General features: G+C 33.0%; 12 protein-coding genes. 7 read left to right on the top strand and 5 right to left on the bottom strand.

Annotated features, from left to right (window positions below; translation table 11 throughout):
• The first annotated feature begins 450 nt into the window (after positions 1-450).
• The gene (trpB, locus tag YW9_RS0106345) at positions 451-1656 is read left to right on the top strand and encodes a tryptophan synthase subunit beta (protein ID WP_018279353.1); all 1206 of its coding nucleotides are present in this window, start codon (positions 451-453) and stop codon (positions 1654-1656) included.
• Positions 1657-1720: 64 nt separating this feature from the next.
• On the opposite strand, the gene YW9_RS0106350 is transcribed toward trpB, so the two are convergent.
• The gene (locus YW9_RS0106350; protein WP_018279354.1) at positions 1721-3247 is read right to left on the bottom strand and encodes a catalase; all 1527 of its coding nucleotides are present in this window, start codon (positions 3245-3247) and stop codon (positions 1721-1723) included.
• Between the two features lie 289 nt (positions 3248-3536).
• Between YW9_RS0106350 and YW9_RS0106355 the strand changes: the two genes are divergently transcribed.
• From YW9_RS0106355 to msrB, 3 genes are all read left to right on the top strand, one after another.
• Positions 3537-4088, top strand: coding sequence for a sigma-70 family RNA polymerase sigma factor (locus YW9_RS0106355; RefSeq protein WP_018279355.1), 552 nt, complete (start codon positions 3537-3539; stop codon positions 4086-4088).
• Positions 4089-4449: 361 nt separating this feature from the next.
• Positions 4450-4911, top strand: coding sequence for a DUF417 family protein (locus tag YW9_RS0106365; protein WP_018279357.1), 462 nt, complete (start codon positions 4450-4452; stop codon positions 4909-4911).
• Positions 4912-4927: 16 nt separating this feature from the next.
• Positions 4928-6022 (top strand): peptide-methionine (R)-S-oxide reductase MsrB, encoded by a 1095-nt coding sequence (gene msrB / locus YW9_RS0106370; RefSeq protein WP_026193866.1) that lies wholly within the window; start codon positions 4928-4930, stop codon positions 6020-6022.
• Positions 6023-6094: 72 nt separating this feature from the next.
• Here msrB and pheT read toward each other — a convergent pair whose 3' ends face one another.
• The 4 genes from pheT to YW9_RS0106390 form a co-directional block, all read right to left on the bottom strand.
• Positions 6095-8527, bottom strand: a complete 2433-nt coding sequence (gene pheT, locus YW9_RS0106375; protein ID WP_018279359.1) for a phenylalanine--tRNA ligase subunit beta — start codon at positions 8525-8527, stop codon at positions 6095-6097.
• Positions 8528-8665: 138 nt separating this feature from the next.
• On the bottom strand, positions 8666-9607 hold the full coding sequence (locus YW9_RS0106380; RefSeq protein WP_018279360.1) for a phosphatase domain-containing protein: 942 nt from the start codon (positions 9605-9607) through the stop codon (positions 8666-8668).
• Entirely contained in the window at positions 9604-10788 is a 1185-nt protein-coding gene (locus YW9_RS0106385; RefSeq protein ID WP_018279361.1) for a hypothetical protein, read from the bottom strand. The genes YW9_RS0106380 and YW9_RS0106385 overlap by 4 nt, the downstream gene beginning before the upstream one ends.
• Before the next feature lie 6 nt (positions 10789-10794).
• Positions 10795-12114 carry a hypothetical protein gene (locus YW9_RS0106390; protein ID WP_018279362.1) on the bottom strand — a complete coding sequence of 440 codons (1320 nt, stop codon included), beginning with the start codon at positions 12112-12114 and terminating at the stop codon, positions 10795-10797.
• A gap of 312 nt (positions 12115-12426) precedes the next feature.
• Here YW9_RS0106390 and sucC point away from each other — a divergent pair, with 312 nt between their 5' ends.
• The 3 genes from sucC (at position 12427) to YW9_RS0106405 (ending at position 15342) form a co-directional block, all read left to right on the top strand.
• A complete protein-coding gene (gene sucC, locus YW9_RS0106395) occupies positions 12427-13620 on the top strand; it encodes an ADP-forming succinate--CoA ligase subunit beta (protein ID WP_018279363.1) in 1194 nt (397 codons plus the stop codon).
• 294 nt (positions 13621-13914) lie between these two features.
• Positions 13915-14604, top strand: coding sequence for a type IX secretion system protein PorG (gene porG / locus YW9_RS0106400; RefSeq protein WP_018279364.1), 690 nt, complete (start codon positions 13915-13917; stop codon positions 14602-14604).
• Positions 14605-14616: 12 nt separating this feature from the next.
• Positions 14617-15342 carry an isoprenyl transferase gene (locus YW9_RS0106405; protein ID WP_018279365.1) on the top strand — a complete coding sequence of 242 codons (726 nt, stop codon included), beginning with the start codon at positions 14617-14619 and terminating at the stop codon, positions 15340-15342.
• Positions 15343-15346 lie beyond the last annotated feature (4 nt).

The raw sequence follows: 15346 nt of genomic DNA on the forward strand, positions 1-15346 counted from the left end.
TTTTTAATCGTTTGACTATCAGAAGAAAAATTAATGATAAATCAAATTTTGTTTTAAATCCTCTTTTTCCGATACTCAAATGGGAAATAATCCATTTTTTTATTATATCTTTGCTCAAAGTTCCTTGATTTTCATTTTGTTATGCAAAACAAAAATGCTAAAAATTCTTGGAACTTTTACTTTTCCTTCAAAAAAGTTTAGACAGGTTTACCAAAAAGTTTGAGTAATATGAAAAAAATTATACCTTTGCGTTCTGATACAAATACAAGAATATAGTGAGTTTTATTGATGTAAATAATGCTTGGTGGAGCAGTCACAATCTTATGAGGAGGAAGTGTGATTGATTTTTTGTGTCTATATAAAATTTAACAAAATATAAAAGTCATGAGGATACTTCCTGATGGCTTTTTTTACATTTATTATTTAAGAAAAAAATATTAAATTTAAGATATGGGGAATAATCATTTTGAAAATCAGGGAATTATTAAGGTGTCGCCATTAGCTGAAATGCTGAATTATCAAGGTCATTATGGAGAATATGGAGGGACTTATGTACCACCATCATTGGAAAGTAAATTGAAAGAACTCAGTGATTTTTTTGATAAAATCACTAAATCGGTTGATTTCCAAGAAGAATTTGTTGAAATATTAAAAGATTTTGTAGGCAGACCATCTTCTCTTTATTTGGCTAAGAACTTAAGTAAATATGTTGGAGCTAAAATTTATCTCAAACGTGAAGATTTAAATCATACAGGTTCGCACAAAATCAACAATGCGATTGGGCAAATTCTGGTAGCTCAAAAAATGGGAGTTAAAGAGATTATTGCAGAAACAGGAGCGGGGCAACACGGAGTGGCAACAGCTACAGTATGTGCTTTTTTGGGGCTGAAATGTAAGATTTTTATGGGAGCAGTAGATATAAAACGTCAAGCTCTAAATGTACGTCGTATGCAGAATTTAGGAGCAGAGGTAATAGCTTGTACATCAGGAAATCAGACGCTGAAAGATGCTGTTGATGAAGCTCTGAAATATTACATTGAAAATCCAAAAAGTTATTATTTACTTGGCTCACACGTAGGACCTCACCCTTATCCTAAAATGGTAGGATATTTTCAGAGTGTGATTGGAAATGAGGCTAAACAACAAATTCTTCAAAAAGAAGGTCGTTTACCAGATAGTATTGTTGCTTGTTTGGGAGGAGGATCTAATGCAATAGGCTTATTTTCAGCCTTTTTAGAAGATAAGGAAGTTAAGATTTACGGAGCAGAAGGTGGAGGAGAAGATACTCCACATAACACAGCAGCAACACTCAACTATGGAAAGCCAATTGTTTTTCAAGGGTCGTATTCCTATTGTTTAGTTGATGATAATGGAATTCCAATTGCTTCAAAATCAATTGCTGCAGGATTGGATTATCCTGGTATTAGTCCGCAACACGCTTACTTGAAAGACACAAAAAGAGTAGAATATCATTCTGTCACTGATAAAGAAGCCATTGAAGCCTACAAACTTTTATCTCGTTTGGAAGGGATTACACCGGCTATTGAGTCTTCTCACGCTGTGGCGTTGGCAATGAAATTAATGAAAGATACAAATCAGTTAGTGATTGTAAATCTTTCAGGTAGAGGAGATAAAGATTTAGAGCGTGATGTGTAATATACCATTACATATTAAACAAAAAAGGAATCGAAATTTTCGATTCCTTTTTTATTTGGAGTTATTATTTATGTCCGAAAGGGCATTCCATTTTTTTATGAGCCACGGGACCTAAGTTTAGTGCTGGGTGTTCGTATTTCAATACTTCTTCCATTGTAAGACCAAGTGCATCAGCTACTCCTTTTGCGTAAGCTGGGTCAGCGTGATAGCAATTGCGGATGTGTCTTATTTGAATAAATTTTTGAGCTGCACCAATCGCTCTTGCCGTATTTTCAAACAAGGCTTTTTTCTGCTCATCATTCATCAATTGGAATAATTTGCGTGGTTGTGTGAAGTAATCATCATCATCTTCACGGAAATCATAATTGTACGCATCTCCATCAATTCTCAATGCAGGTTCTTGGAACTCTTTTTGCTCTTGCCACACACCAAAGCTATTCGGCTCGTAATGTTTTGTAGAACCATAATTTCCGTCTACTCGCATAGCTCCATCTCTGTGATATCCGTGTACAGGACATTTAGGAGCATTTACTGGAATTTGATTATGATTTACTCCCAAACGATAGCGATGTGAGTCTCCATAAGAGAACAAGCGACCTTGTAACATTCTATCAGGAGAGAAACCAATTCCAGGAACCACATTAGCAGGGCTGAAAGCAGATTGCTCTACTTCAGCAAAGTAATTTTCAGGGTTTCTGTTAAGTTCAAACTCTCCAACAGGGATTAAAGGGAAATCTTTTTTGTACCAAACTTTGGTCAAATCGAACGGATTATAGTCCAAATTACGAGCTTGTTCTTCGGTCATAATTTGTACGAACATTTTCCATTTCGGGAAGTTTCCGTTTTCGATGGCTTCGTACAAATCTTTTTGATGCGACTCTCTGTCCATTCCCACTAATTTAGCAGCTTCTTCATCGGTTAGGTTTTCGATGCCTTGTTGTGAAATCAAGTGGAATTTCACCCAATGACGCACACCTTCTTTATTGATGAAAGAAAACGTGTGGCTACCAAATCCGTGCATTGTTCTGTATGATTTTGGAATACCACGGTCACTCATCACGATAGTTACTTGGTGAAGAGCCTCAGGAAGAAGTGTCCAGAAATCCCAGTTATTGTCAGCAGAACGCATATTGGTACGTGGGTCACGTTTTACGGCGTGATTCAGGTCAGGGAATTTCAAAGGGTCACGGAAGAAGAATACAGGTGTGTTATTCCCTACCAAATCCCAGTTTCCTTGGTCAGTGTAGAATTTCATTGCAAAACCACGGATATCACGCTCAGCATCAGCTGCTCCACGCTCTCCAGCAACGGTAGAAAAACGTACGAACATTGGTGTTTCTTTCCCGATTTCAGCAAAAATAGATGCTTTTGTGTACTTGGTAATGTCGTGAGTTACTCTAAAAGTTCCGTAAGCTCCTGAACCTTTGGCGTGCATTACACGCTCAGGAATTACTTGACGGTCAAAATGAGCCAATTTTTCTAAAAACCAGATGTCTTGCAAAAGAGCTGGTCCTCTTTTACCCGCAGTCATTGTGTCTTGATTGTTCGCTACGGGAGCTCCTGTTGATGTTGTCAGTTTGTTGTTGTTCATTTTATTCTCTATTTGTTTTTATGATGCAAAGATAGTGTTATATTATGAATGAAAAGTATTTTATTTGAGTGTTATTTTTTATATTAAAATAGATTTTTCTTATACAAACAAAATAAATTCATAGTTTTTTGTGATAGTTTTGATTTTCAGATAAATGTAAAATCACTTATAATTATCAAAATCGAAAATATTGGAGAATTCTTTTTAAAAAGTTACTTTTGCATTGAATTTATAAAATTATTCTCTAAAGGATAAATTTTTTAATTATTGAGAAAATAAACTAAAATAGGTGAAGCTAAAGGAAGAACAAATAACCGAGTGGATTGAAACGTATTCAGAAGCATTACTCAATAGGGCTTTATATTTGGTTTCGGATAAAGAAGATGCTGCAGATATTGTGCAAGAGGTTTTTCTTGTAGCATATACTACTTTTGATTCTTTTCAGGGGAAAAGCAGTCCGCTTACTTGGTTGCATAGTATTCTTCGTAATAAAATAGCAGATTTTTACCGGAACAAGTATAAAAATCCTGTAAATACAAGTCTTTCTGAATTTTTTGATGAAGATGGAATGTGGACAGACCAAAGCGTTTTAAACTTTTGGCAGGAAATTCCTGAAAATACTTCGGAAAATGAATATTTTTCACAATCTTTGAATAATTGTATCGAAAAATTACCGCCACGTTGGAAAATTCTTGTAAAACTTTATTATCTGGAGGAGAAGAAAGCGGAAGCGGTTTGTCAGGAAATAGAAATTTCAACGACTAATCTTTGGAAAATATTGCAACGAAGTCGTTTGCAGCTCAGAAAATGTTTAGAAATAAATTGGTTTGGAAATGTTTAGTAACATCATACATTATTTAATATTGCCTTGTAGTGAAATTTCATTACTCATTGAGAAGAAAATGGCGGGACGACTTTCTTTTCTTGAGAAAATACGACTTTCGTCACATTTGAGAGTTTGTCGCTTATGTAAAACGTATCACAAAAAAGTAACATTTTTAGATAAATCACTTCAAAATACGGAAATTAATTCAAAAAAAACTTCTTTTCATAATTCTGAAATACAGTTATTTAAAGATAAAATGAAAGAAAATTTAAAAAAATAGTTCTTTTTTTGTCAGGTTTGTGAAAAGTTTACGACTATAGCAATGTACGATTAATCATACGTTCTTATAATTGTAACTTTTTAATAATTTAATCAGATGGAAAAACAAACTTCAAATTGTCTGTTGTCAGATGAAAAAATCTATAAAGCAGGTTATTATGTATCTCTTTTCGGAACTGTCTTATTATTGCTTTGGATAGGAATTTTTAAATTTACAACGGCTGAAGCCAATGCAGTAAAGCCTTTGATTGAAAATCATTTTCTAACATTTTGGGTATACAATTTGATGAGTGTACAAACAGTTTCAAATATTGTTGGTGCCATTGAAATTATGTTGGCTTTACTACTTTTACTCAGTCCATTTTTTCCAAAATTGGGTAGATACGCCGCTTATGGAATGATAGTAACATTTTTAGTGACAATTAGTTATTTGTTCACAACTCCAAATATGTGGCGAAAAGTAGAGTGGATGCCCGTTACAGATTTTTTTATACTGAAAGACGTTGTTTTATTGGGATTTAGCTTGATGCTAGTTAAAGAAACAAATAAAAATAATTAAATAAATGAATATCTATATGAGAAATATAACTACTTTTATGGCGGTAATGCCTTTAATGATTTTACTTACAAGTCAATGTAAAACTTCAAAAGATTCGATGAAAGTACAACAAAGTATGAAAATAGAAACAATGAATGATAAAAAGAATATGAAAGAAATTTATTTTGCAGGAGGCTGTTTCTGGGGAACAGAGCACTTCTTTAAGCAAATTCGTGGTGTGGTTGCCACTCAGGTAGGATATGCAAATGGAAATACGCAAAAACCAAGTTATGAAGAAGTTTACACAGATAAAACAGGGTTCACTGAAACCGTAAAAGTTGTTTATGACCCTAAACAAGTTGATTTACAGCTGCTTTTGGATTTGTTTTATGAAACTATTGACCCTACAAGTTTAAATAAACAAGGTAATGATATTGGAACACGCTATCGCACAGGAATTTATACTATTGATGATTCAGATAGAGAGATGATTACCAAATCTCTTAATGAGTTGGCTTCCAAGTACAATCAGCCAATTGTGGTGGAAAATCTACCATTGAAAAACTTTTATGATGCGGAGGAATACCATCAGAATTATTTGGATAAAAATCCTGGAGGATATTGTCACATCAATCCTAAATTATTCCAAATGGCAAAAGAAGCTAATCCAATGGAAAAATCAAACCCAATGCAATACGAAAAACCGAATGACGAAGTTTTGAAAGAAAAACTTACTGAGATTCAGTATAATGTAACTCAGAAAAATGCTACTGAACGTCCTTTTCACAATGAATATTGGAATGAATTTCGTGAAGGAATTTATGTGGATATTACTACAGGTGAGCCACTTTTCATTTCAACAGATAAATTCGATGCTGGGTGTGGTTGGCCAAGTTTTTCAAAACCGATTGATAAAAAACTCATTGCCGAAAAAATAGATAAATCGCACGGAATGACTCGAATAGAGGTACGAAGCAAAACAGGTGATGCTCATTTGGGGCACGTTTTTACTGACGGACCTTCTGATAAAGGCGGATTGCGTTACTGTATCAATAGTGCTTCTTTACGTTTTATTCCAAAAGATGAAATGAAAAAAGAAGGCTATGGTGATTATTTGAATTTATTGAAATAATTATTGGAGAGAAACAAACGAAAAAGGACGGAAATTTATGAATTTCCGTCCTTTTTTATTTTTAGAATGTTTCTAATCTCTTAAACTTGCCCCTAATTTTTCTTCAAATTTTCGAAGCAAATTCTGCATAGATTTATCAATTTGCTTGTCTGTCAGGGTTTTATTAATATCTTGAAGAGTAAAACTCACAGCATAGCTTTTTTTGCCTTCCGGTAGTTTGTCCCCTTGATACACATCAAATAAGCTAATATCCTTCAGAATAGATTTTTCTGTTTCGCAAGCAATTTTATAAATATCATTAAATGAAATATTTTCGTCAAGTAATAATGCCAAATCACGTCTTACCTTCGGAAATTTAGAGATTTCCTGATATATAATTTTATGATTTTTAACATTTTCCAGAATCACGTTCCAACAAATATTTGCAAAAAGAACTTCTTGTTTGATGCCAAAATCTTTCAGAATTTTATTCTTAATCACTCCAATCGTTCCTAAAAGAGTTTCTCCCAAGAACCATCGGAATCCTTCTTGTATAAAAGAATTATCTTCATTTAGTGGCTTTATTGAGATGTTTTTTAGTCCTAAACGCTCAAAGATGGCTTCAATAGTTCCTTTTAGGAAAAAGAAATCTGTTTTTTGTGAAGAAATATTCCAGTTTTCATTATTCTGATTGCCAGTTGAACACACAATTAGATGTTTATCTTCATTGTATTTTCCATTTTCAAGATGATAACTTTTACCAAATTCAAAAAGTTTTAAATCTGAGTTTTTGCGATTAATGTTGTATTCAATCACTTCCAATGCCGAGAACAACAAATTTTTACGCATAAAACTCAAGTCATTACTCAATGGATTGAGAATTTTTACTGCTTGTGTTGCATCTTGCTCGTAATCTGTGATAACTTTCTCAGAAACAAGACTATTCGTCATAATCTCGAAGAATCCCTGTCCAATAAGTTGATTTGCAATCGTATTTTGCAAATTGTGGTCATCATATTTTGATGAATGTGACATTGAAGCGTTGGTTTTTTCTGAAAAACTGATGTTGTTGTAACCATAAACACGCAAGATTTCTTCAATAACATCAGCTTCTCTCTGAACATCAACACGATATGTAGGGACTAGAAGCCCTAAACCTCTCTCAGTAATTGAGTTTACTTTAATATCCAACGAATGCAGGATGTTTTTAATAGTTTCAGTAGGAATAACTTGTCCTACAAGTTTGTTAACTTTATCAAAGGCTAAGAAAACTTGAAAATCTTCGTGTTTTTTAGGATATAAATCAACAATATCAGAAGAAATTACTCCTCCAGCAATATTTTCTATCAAGATTGCTGCATACATCAACGCATATTTTACGTCATTGACATTAATTCCTCTTTCAAAACGGAAAGAAGCGTCCGTATTGATTCCGTGTCGTTTAGCTGTTTTTCGTACAGATACAGGATTAAAGTAAGCACTTTCCAAGAAAATAGTTCTTGTACTGGTGGTTACTCCTGAATTTATTCCTCCAAGAACTCCCGCTATGCACAAAGGTTTTTCAGTATCACAAATTACGATATCCTCTGCGTCAAGAGTGCGTTCTACTCCGTCCAACGTTGTAAGCTTTGTTCCAGCTTCCGCTGTTTTGACAATAATCTTTTTACCTACAATGTGATTTACATCAAAGGCGTGAAGAGGTTGACCGAGTCCGTGAAGTACGTAATTTGTAATATCGACAATGTTATTTTTTGGAGTTAATCCAATAGCTTTGAGCTTATTCTGTAACCATTTTGGAGATTCAGCAACTTTCACATTACTAATAGCAACTCCAGCATATCGAGGTACCAAATCTTTGTTTTTAACTTCGATGTCAATTTTGGATAATCTGTTATCCACGTGGAATTTAGTTACAGAAGGAGTGATTAGTTCCAAGTGAGTTCCGTGTTGCATTAAACCAGCACGTAAATCACGAGCTACACCATAATGGCTCATTGCATCTGCTCGGTTTGGAGTTAATCCTATTTCAAAAATCTCATCACTTTCAACCTCAAAGATTTCACTACAAGGTGTTCCAGGTTCATATTTTTCATCTAAAATGAGAATTCCCTCGTGTCCTTCACCCAATCCAAGTTCATCTTCGGCACAAATCATTCCAAAACTCTCCTCTCCTCGAATTTTTCCTTTTTTGATTTCGAAAGAATTACCTTCTTTGTCAAATAGTTTAGTTCCTATAGTAGCAACAGGTACTTTTTGCCCTTTTGCAACATTGGGAGCACCACAAACTATCTGTAAAATAGTTCCTTGCCCAACATCAACTTTGGTGATTTTCAATCGGTCAGCATTCGGGTGTTGTTCGCATTCCAGTACGTGTCCTACAACAACTCCCTTCAATCCTCCTTTGATACTTTCAAAAGTTTCAATTCCTTCAACCTCAAGCCCTAAGTCGGTTAGCAGAACACCAACTTGTTCTGAAGGCAAGTCAATTTTTATAAATTTTTTAATCCAATTGTATGAAATTTTCATAGTGAATTTTAAGTAAATCTAAATAATTTTCAAAGTCGCAAAGTTACAATTTTCTTTTGAAAGAAGATACTTTATTTTCTAAAAGTTTTGAGCTGTATTACTGTTCAATATTCAGAGCGTATTTAGTACATATGTGAGTTAAAAATCTCCGTAATTTACTTGAAAACAGGGAAGTCCAAGCTCTTTTCGCCACATATCTACTACCTGATTTCTGTCATCTAAAAGAAATTCTACAAAATATTTTCCTTGAATTTCATTTTCAAAAATTTCTCGTTTTATAATGCTATCCTTGCGAAAATCATTAGCATTTCGCATTATAAGTAAATCATAATCAATATTATATTTCTGTAGAAAACGAATTGTAGGTTCACGATAAATATTTTCTCTTCCTGAAAGTAAAATTATTGTATAGCCTTTATTTTTAGCCATTTCTAGTATCTTCGCAACAGGTTCGTTCACCAAATCATTCTCACAAGTGGAAGCATTGTAAGGGTCACGACCATTCAGAATTGATAGAGTGCCATCCAAGTCACAAATTACAGCTTTTGGCAGATTTTCATTTTGTGTAACATACTTGTTTTCAGTTTCTTTTAGTCTTCTCGGAATTGGTTGAAAGTCAAATTTTTCTTTTGTAAAACGCAATTGATTAACATATTTTTCAATGGCTCTTTTCGGAATAAATTTTCCAATTTCTGCATTGCGTTTATCGCAACGTGACACAAGTTCTTCAGTTGGTAAGTCAAATACTTTAAATTGAATATCAGCGTATTCTGTGTATGTTTCTATCATATCTTCAATGGTTCGCAATCCACAATTCGTAGCGTCAATTATTACATTGGTTTTACTTTTCAAAAGTGCAATTGTGGAGGCCTCTACCATTTTTGAAATACGTTCTTCGTAGAAAGAATTCATTTTTGTGTCTCCAAATTGCATCATTCGAAAATCATCACGATTTACACGCACCCAATTCTCTTCGGTACGCAAAAAGTATTTGGCAAAAGTAGATTTCCCTGAACCTGGAGCTCCCACTAATATGAGTAATTTTGGGAATGTATGTTTGTTAATATTTTGTCGTGTCATAGTCTGCTATCTAATTGTTTTTCAATTTCTTCTCCTAAAATTCTATCGAGAATCAAATTTTTAAAATAATAATTTTCTTCATCAATTTCTTGGTAAGGTGTTTTAATCATTTTTTGATTGATAGCCCAATCATTGATGGAACATTTTAATTTTGATTTTATATTTCTTTTTGCAATATATTCTTGTAATCTATCTTGAAAATCAACTCCATACACAAGTGTTAAGTAATTGTTATTACGAACTTTAAAGGCTGGAGGCATTCCAGGTAGAAAAGCTGTTCGGGGTTTTATCATTACACCTTCTTCATTGTTTTGGTTTATTTCGTTTACCCAATGCTGAATTTCTGGAAATTTTTGCTCAAAATCTTCCTGGTTTTCAAAAGTATAATGTAAAAAATCATCATCATTTATTTGTTTGAAACTTAAATTATCATTTACAAAAGTTTCTGAACCATCGGAATGAATTTCTTTTAAGATATTAAAAGGTTTGAAATATATTTCGCTGTCTTTTCCAAATACATCTAATTGGTTTTTAAATAGTTGAATGTTTTTTCGGTAGTTCTCCAGATGTAAAAATTTGAATTTTTTTACCGTTTCATATTGGCGAATGACGTGCATTGGATACTTTTCTTTTAACTCCTTTTGGGACAATGTTTTAGCGTCTTCAGTAAACGAAATAAATTCAGGAGTTTGTTTTATTTTATTCAATTTTTCATATAAATCCGATTCTTCCAAATAATCGCAATGAATTCGGTGAGAAATGTAATATCCTGAAAATTCATTGTTAATCAATCCTTTACCTAAAACAGACCAAGGCATTAATTCCGATTGAATGATACGAATTTCTACACTTTTCCACGAAAATCGACCGTGAAGTTCCTTTAAGGCATTGAGCCATTTTTCTTTATCCAAATGATTGATTTGAAATCCATTTCGGCTTACTAAGTAGCTTTCTTCCAGATTTTTATGTAGATAAATGTCGCAATACGAACCCATATATTTTTTCTGGATTACAATCTCTGAAACTCCTGCTTTTAAAAACCATAGAATCCCTTCATATAAACTTTCTATTTCATTTCTTTCCAAGGATTTAGGAGCTGGAGAAATGGTGGGAGAAAAAGCATTTATTTTGTTTTTACAGAACCAATTGATTCTCTTTTTAATTATATTTTTATCTTCCATTTTCACTTAATTTTTTTTGTTATCATTCTCAATTACAACTGCTTGAGTTGGACAAATTCCGTTTATTTTATCACCAATATCGTAAAAAGTATATTGGCAGTTTTTGTTTTCCAAGCATTTTTTTATAAAATTCTCAAATTCAGATTTATTCCATTCAAAATGATGGTCAGTATGTCGCATATTTTCCTCATTTTCAAAATAATGAACGTTAAATTCACTATTTGGAGTGGTTATAATCAACTTGTTGAAATTAAATGACAAACATTGTTTTACCAAACATTCAGCTTCTTGAGGTGTGTTGTGCTCAATAACTTCTGTTAGTAAAATATTTACAGGTTTATCATATTTAAAATCAGATAGATTGTTGATGAAAAATAAATTGTCTGCATTGTATTTTTCTTTAAAATTTTCAGCAATTTTTTGCACTTCAGGGTCTGTGTCCATTGCAAAATAAGGGTGATTGTAGTCGTAACTTTTTCGCATAAATCGGCGGTAATACTTTAGCTCTCCACAACCAACGTCTAAAATAGGAAAATCAAATCCAAACTGATTTACAGCAAAATCCATACGGCTTCCGTGTGTGTCTGCGAACTGAAATTCAATTTCGATATTTTGTTTGCGAAAGTAATTTTCAAAAACAGGTTTTATTTCGGCAAACTGACGTTCACTCTTTACCGCTTTCTTAATAAACAAATAAAAAACGAAATAAGGAACGTTATCAATATTTGTTAAAATACGAACATATTTTTGTGCAAAAGAATCATCAATGTATGTGAATTCTCCGTATTCGTTGGTAATATGGACAATTACAGCAATGAAATTCAATAAATTAAAAGCTTCAAAAGCATTTTTGCCTTGTATGAAAAGAGAAACATTATTCCCTGTCATAGGAGTAACTTTCACGTTTTTGAAGTATTTTTCCATCAAAAAAATTCCGTGTTTGTACCAAGAAGAATTGATATACATATTTTTAACTTTAATAGTACATTCCTCTGTATCAACTTCTTGTTTGTTCTGATTCAGCCATTTGATAGTTTGTTTGTAATAAATTTCTCTCTCTTGTAACAAATCTTTAAAGAGTTCGTTACAAATATGTAAAATCACAAGAGGCGAACAGTAACTCTGAAAATCAATTTGATTGCTTTCTTCTGGCAAATAGCTATATCGTGTATCTTGGAAAATAACATCATAACGATTTGAATTTAAGACATTTCCTATTATTTGTCCATTACGTAATGATTTGGCATAAATTCCAAAATCAGTTTGTGGATTTTTGTTTAGAATGTCTAACAATTTCGGATTTTGTGATTGAATTTGTATAATCATTTTTTTATTATTTTAATTTTGAAAAGAAAAATTCGTTATTCTCATTAAGTTTGATGGTGCAAAATAAATATACATGTACGCAATCTTTTTGCGTAGGTAAAATAATTTTATTTTTTAGTAATTTTTTTGATGAATAATTAATTAAATATTGCGTTTTTAGGTGATTTAGAGGCAAAATCAAATGATCTTCTTTTGTGTTTTATTTTGATAATCAGTTTCTTGTAAAATTATTCCATTTTTATTTTGAATAAGTTGAAAAAAATAAAAATAGTTTTTTTATATTTGTCAATCAGGATTATAAATTAATTACAAATGAATTTACACGAATATCAAGGAAAAGAAATACTTTCAAGTTTTGGCGTACGTGTGCAACGTGGAATTGTAGCCCAAACTCCAAAAGAAGCGGTGGAAGCAGCAAAACAACTAACAGCTGAGACGGGAACGGAGTGGTATGTGGTTAAAGCTCAAATTCACGCAGGTGGACGCGGGAAAGGTGGTGGAGTTAAATTAGCTAAAGGGTTGCAAGATGTTGAGCCATTAGCTAGTCAAATCATCGGGATGAATTTGATTACTCCGCAAACACCACCAGAAGGCAAGAAAGTACACCAAGTGCTTATTGCTGAAGATGTTTACTACCCAGGAGAAAGTAAGCCTGAGGAGTTTTATATGTCCGTTTTGCTAGATCGTTCCAAAGGGAAAAATATGATTATGTACTCAACTGAAGGCGGAATGGATATTGAAGCAGTTGCTGAAGAAACTCCCCATTTGATATTTACTGAGGAAATTGACCCAGCAGTGGGATTGTTGCCTTTCCAAGCTCGTCAGATAGCTTTTAATCTAGGGCTTTCGGGCGATGCTCACAAAGAAATGGTGAAATTTGTAACAGCGTTGTATAAGGCGTATGTTTCTTCTGATTCAAGCCTTTTTGAAATAAATCCAGTTTTAAAAACCTCTGATAATAAGATTTTAGCAGTAGATGCTAAAGTTACCCTTGATGATAACTCACTTTATCGCCATAAAGAGTATGCTGAATTGCGTGATTTGCGTGAGGAAAATCCGATTGAGGTGGAAGCTAAAGCTGTCGGTTTGAATTATGTTGCCCTTGACGGAAATGTTGGTTGTATGGTAAATGGTGCGGGACTTGCGATGGCTACAATGGATTTGATTAAACAAGCAGGAGGTTCACCAGCAAACTTTTTAGATGTGGGAGGAACTGCTGATGCCAAACGAGTGGAAACTGCTTTTCGAATTATCTTAAAAGACCCAAATGTAAAGGCTATTTTGGTTAATATTTTTGGAGGAATTGTACGTTGTGACCGTGTAGCTCAGGGAATTGTAGATGCTTACAAAAATATGGGAGGCGAAATTAAGGTTCCTATCATTGTGCGTTTACAAGGGACTAATGCTGAGATAGCTAAGGAAATTATTGATAATTCAGGTTTAGCGGTACATTCAGCAATTTTATTTCAAGAAGCGGCTGATAAAGTAAAAGATGTACTAAAATAGAAGATTTTTTACTAAAATAAATTCAAGGATAGAGTTCATTCTCTATCCTTTTATTTTTTGTTTTCAAAATTAATAAAAAGATTAACTTTTAGGAGTTTATTTGTTAACAAATAATAGAATTCTGAAATTCATAATTTTTGGTTTATTTACTTGAAAATCAATTTTTTTGAATATTTATGTTCCTTTGAACTTATCTATATGAATTGAAACAAAATAGTTAAATAAAAAATATTGTTGAAAAAATAAATATGATTTTTCCATAAAACTTTTATATTTGCACTTTGTCGTTATTGTATGCGTAGGTATTTATATTACATAGCAATTCTTTTGGGAATACAAACAGTAACAGCCCAAACGCACGAAATAGGTGTTTTTTTGGGTGGTAGCAATCCTATTAGTGATGTGGGAAGAACACATTATGTGTCTCCTAACAAGTTGGCTTTTGGAGCTTTATATAAGTGGAATTTTCACGATAAAATGGCTATGCGTTTGCAAGTAAGCACAACTAATTTGACAGGAAAGGACAAACAATCCGATGTTGTGGGAAAGGTAAATAGAGGTTTTTCTTTTTCTAATAAAATTGTTGAAGCAAGTTTGGGAGCAGAGTATAACTTCTTCAAATTTAATATGCACAAGCCTCTTGATAAACCTATAACACCTTATGTTTTTACAGGTATTTCCTATATTGAACACGATGATTTATACTTTGAAAGTTTGCTGTTAAGTCCGCAAGATGCAAAAAAAACATCGAAAATATATAGTACTTGGGCGTTACCTGTTATACTTGGTGTAAAAGCAAAGGTAGGAATCTATTTTGTAGTGGCAGTTGAAGTAGGTACACGTTTTACTTTTACAAATAATTTGGACGGAAGTTCTCCTAAGTATGGTGTGTCATTTGGAAATGTTGCAACTAAGGATTTTTATACATTTTCAGGAGTTACATTAACGTATACATTTGGAAGAAAACCTTGTTATTGCGATTAGGATTAAAAGAATATGGAAGAGATAATAAATTATCCTAAGCATCTTGCTATCATTATGGACGGCAATGGTCGTTGGGCAAAGAAGCAGGGAATGATGCGAATTTTTGGTCACGAAAGTGCAATGAAAGCAGTAAGGGAAACGGTAGAATATTGTGTAGAAAATCACATATCATATCTTACTTTATATGCTTTTTCTACAGAAAATTGGAATCGTCCTGCCATTGAAGTAAATGCTTTGATGGAACTTTTGATTAAATTTTTAAAAAAAGAATCGAAATCATTAAATGAAAATAACATTCGATTAAAAACCATTGGGAGGTTAGACCATTTTCCTAAAAAAGCGAAAGAAACCTTATTAGAAACTATTGATAAATTAAAAGATAATACAGGGGTAACGCTCACCCTGGCTTTAGGTTATGGAGCTCGGGAGGAATTGTCTACAGCTGTAAAAAACATAGCTGAAGCTGTAAAAAATGGACTTATTTCAACAGAAAATATAAACGAGTCTGTAATTAATTCGTACCTTTACACCTCCGATTTGCCGGATGTTGATTTGCTTATCAGAACCAGCGGAGAGTATCGCATTAGTAATTTTTTATTATGGCAGATTGCATATTCAGAATTGTATTTTACAGATGTGTTATGGCCTGATTTCAATAAAAATCACCTGAACGAAGCAATATTAAACTACCAAAAAAGAGAGAGAAGATTTGGAAAAACAAGTGAACAACTTAGATAAACGT

Source organism: Capnocytophaga cynodegmi DSM 19736 (assembly GCF_000379185.1).
Classification (GTDB): Bacteria; Bacteroidota; Bacteroidia; order Flavobacteriales; family Flavobacteriaceae; genus Capnocytophaga; species Capnocytophaga cynodegmi.

Bases quoted from the DNA above. Each gene is read 5' to 3' on its own strand.
- trpB (WP_018279353.1), top strand. From the start codon at position 451: ATGGGGAATAATCATTTTGAAAATCAGGGAATTATTAAGGTGTCGCCA.
- YW9_RS0106350 (WP_018279354.1), bottom strand. From the start codon at position 3,247: ATGAACAACAACAAACTGACAACATCAACAGGAGCTCCCGTAGCGAAC.
- YW9_RS0106365 (WP_018279357.1), top strand. From the start codon at position 4,450: ATGGAAAAACAAACTTCAAATTGTCTGTTGTCAGATGAAAAAATCTAT.
- msrB (WP_026193866.1), top strand. From the start codon at position 4,928: ATGAGAAATATAACTACTTTTATGGCGGTAATGCCTTTAATGATTTTA.
- pheT (WP_018279359.1), bottom strand. From the start codon at position 8,527: ATGAAAATTTCATACAATTGGATTAAAAAATTTATAAAAATTGACTTG.
- YW9_RS0106380 (WP_018279360.1), bottom strand. From the start codon at position 9,607: ATGACACGACAAAATATTAACAAACATACATTCCCAAAATTACTCATA.
- YW9_RS0106385 (WP_018279361.1), bottom strand. From the start codon at position 10,788: ATGGAAGATAAAAATATAATTAAAAAGAGAATCAATTGGTTCTGTAAA.
- YW9_RS0106390 (WP_018279362.1), bottom strand. From the start codon at position 12,114: ATGATTATACAAATTCAATCACAAAATCCGAAATTGTTAGACATTCTA.
- sucC (WP_018279363.1), top strand. From the start codon at position 12,427: ATGAATTTACACGAATATCAAGGAAAAGAAATACTTTCAAGTTTTGGC.
- porG (WP_018279364.1), top strand. From the start codon at position 13,915: ATGCGTAGGTATTTATATTACATAGCAATTCTTTTGGGAATACAAACA.
- YW9_RS0106405 (WP_018279365.1), top strand. From the start codon at position 14,617: ATGGAAGAGATAATAAATTATCCTAAGCATCTTGCTATCATTATGGAC.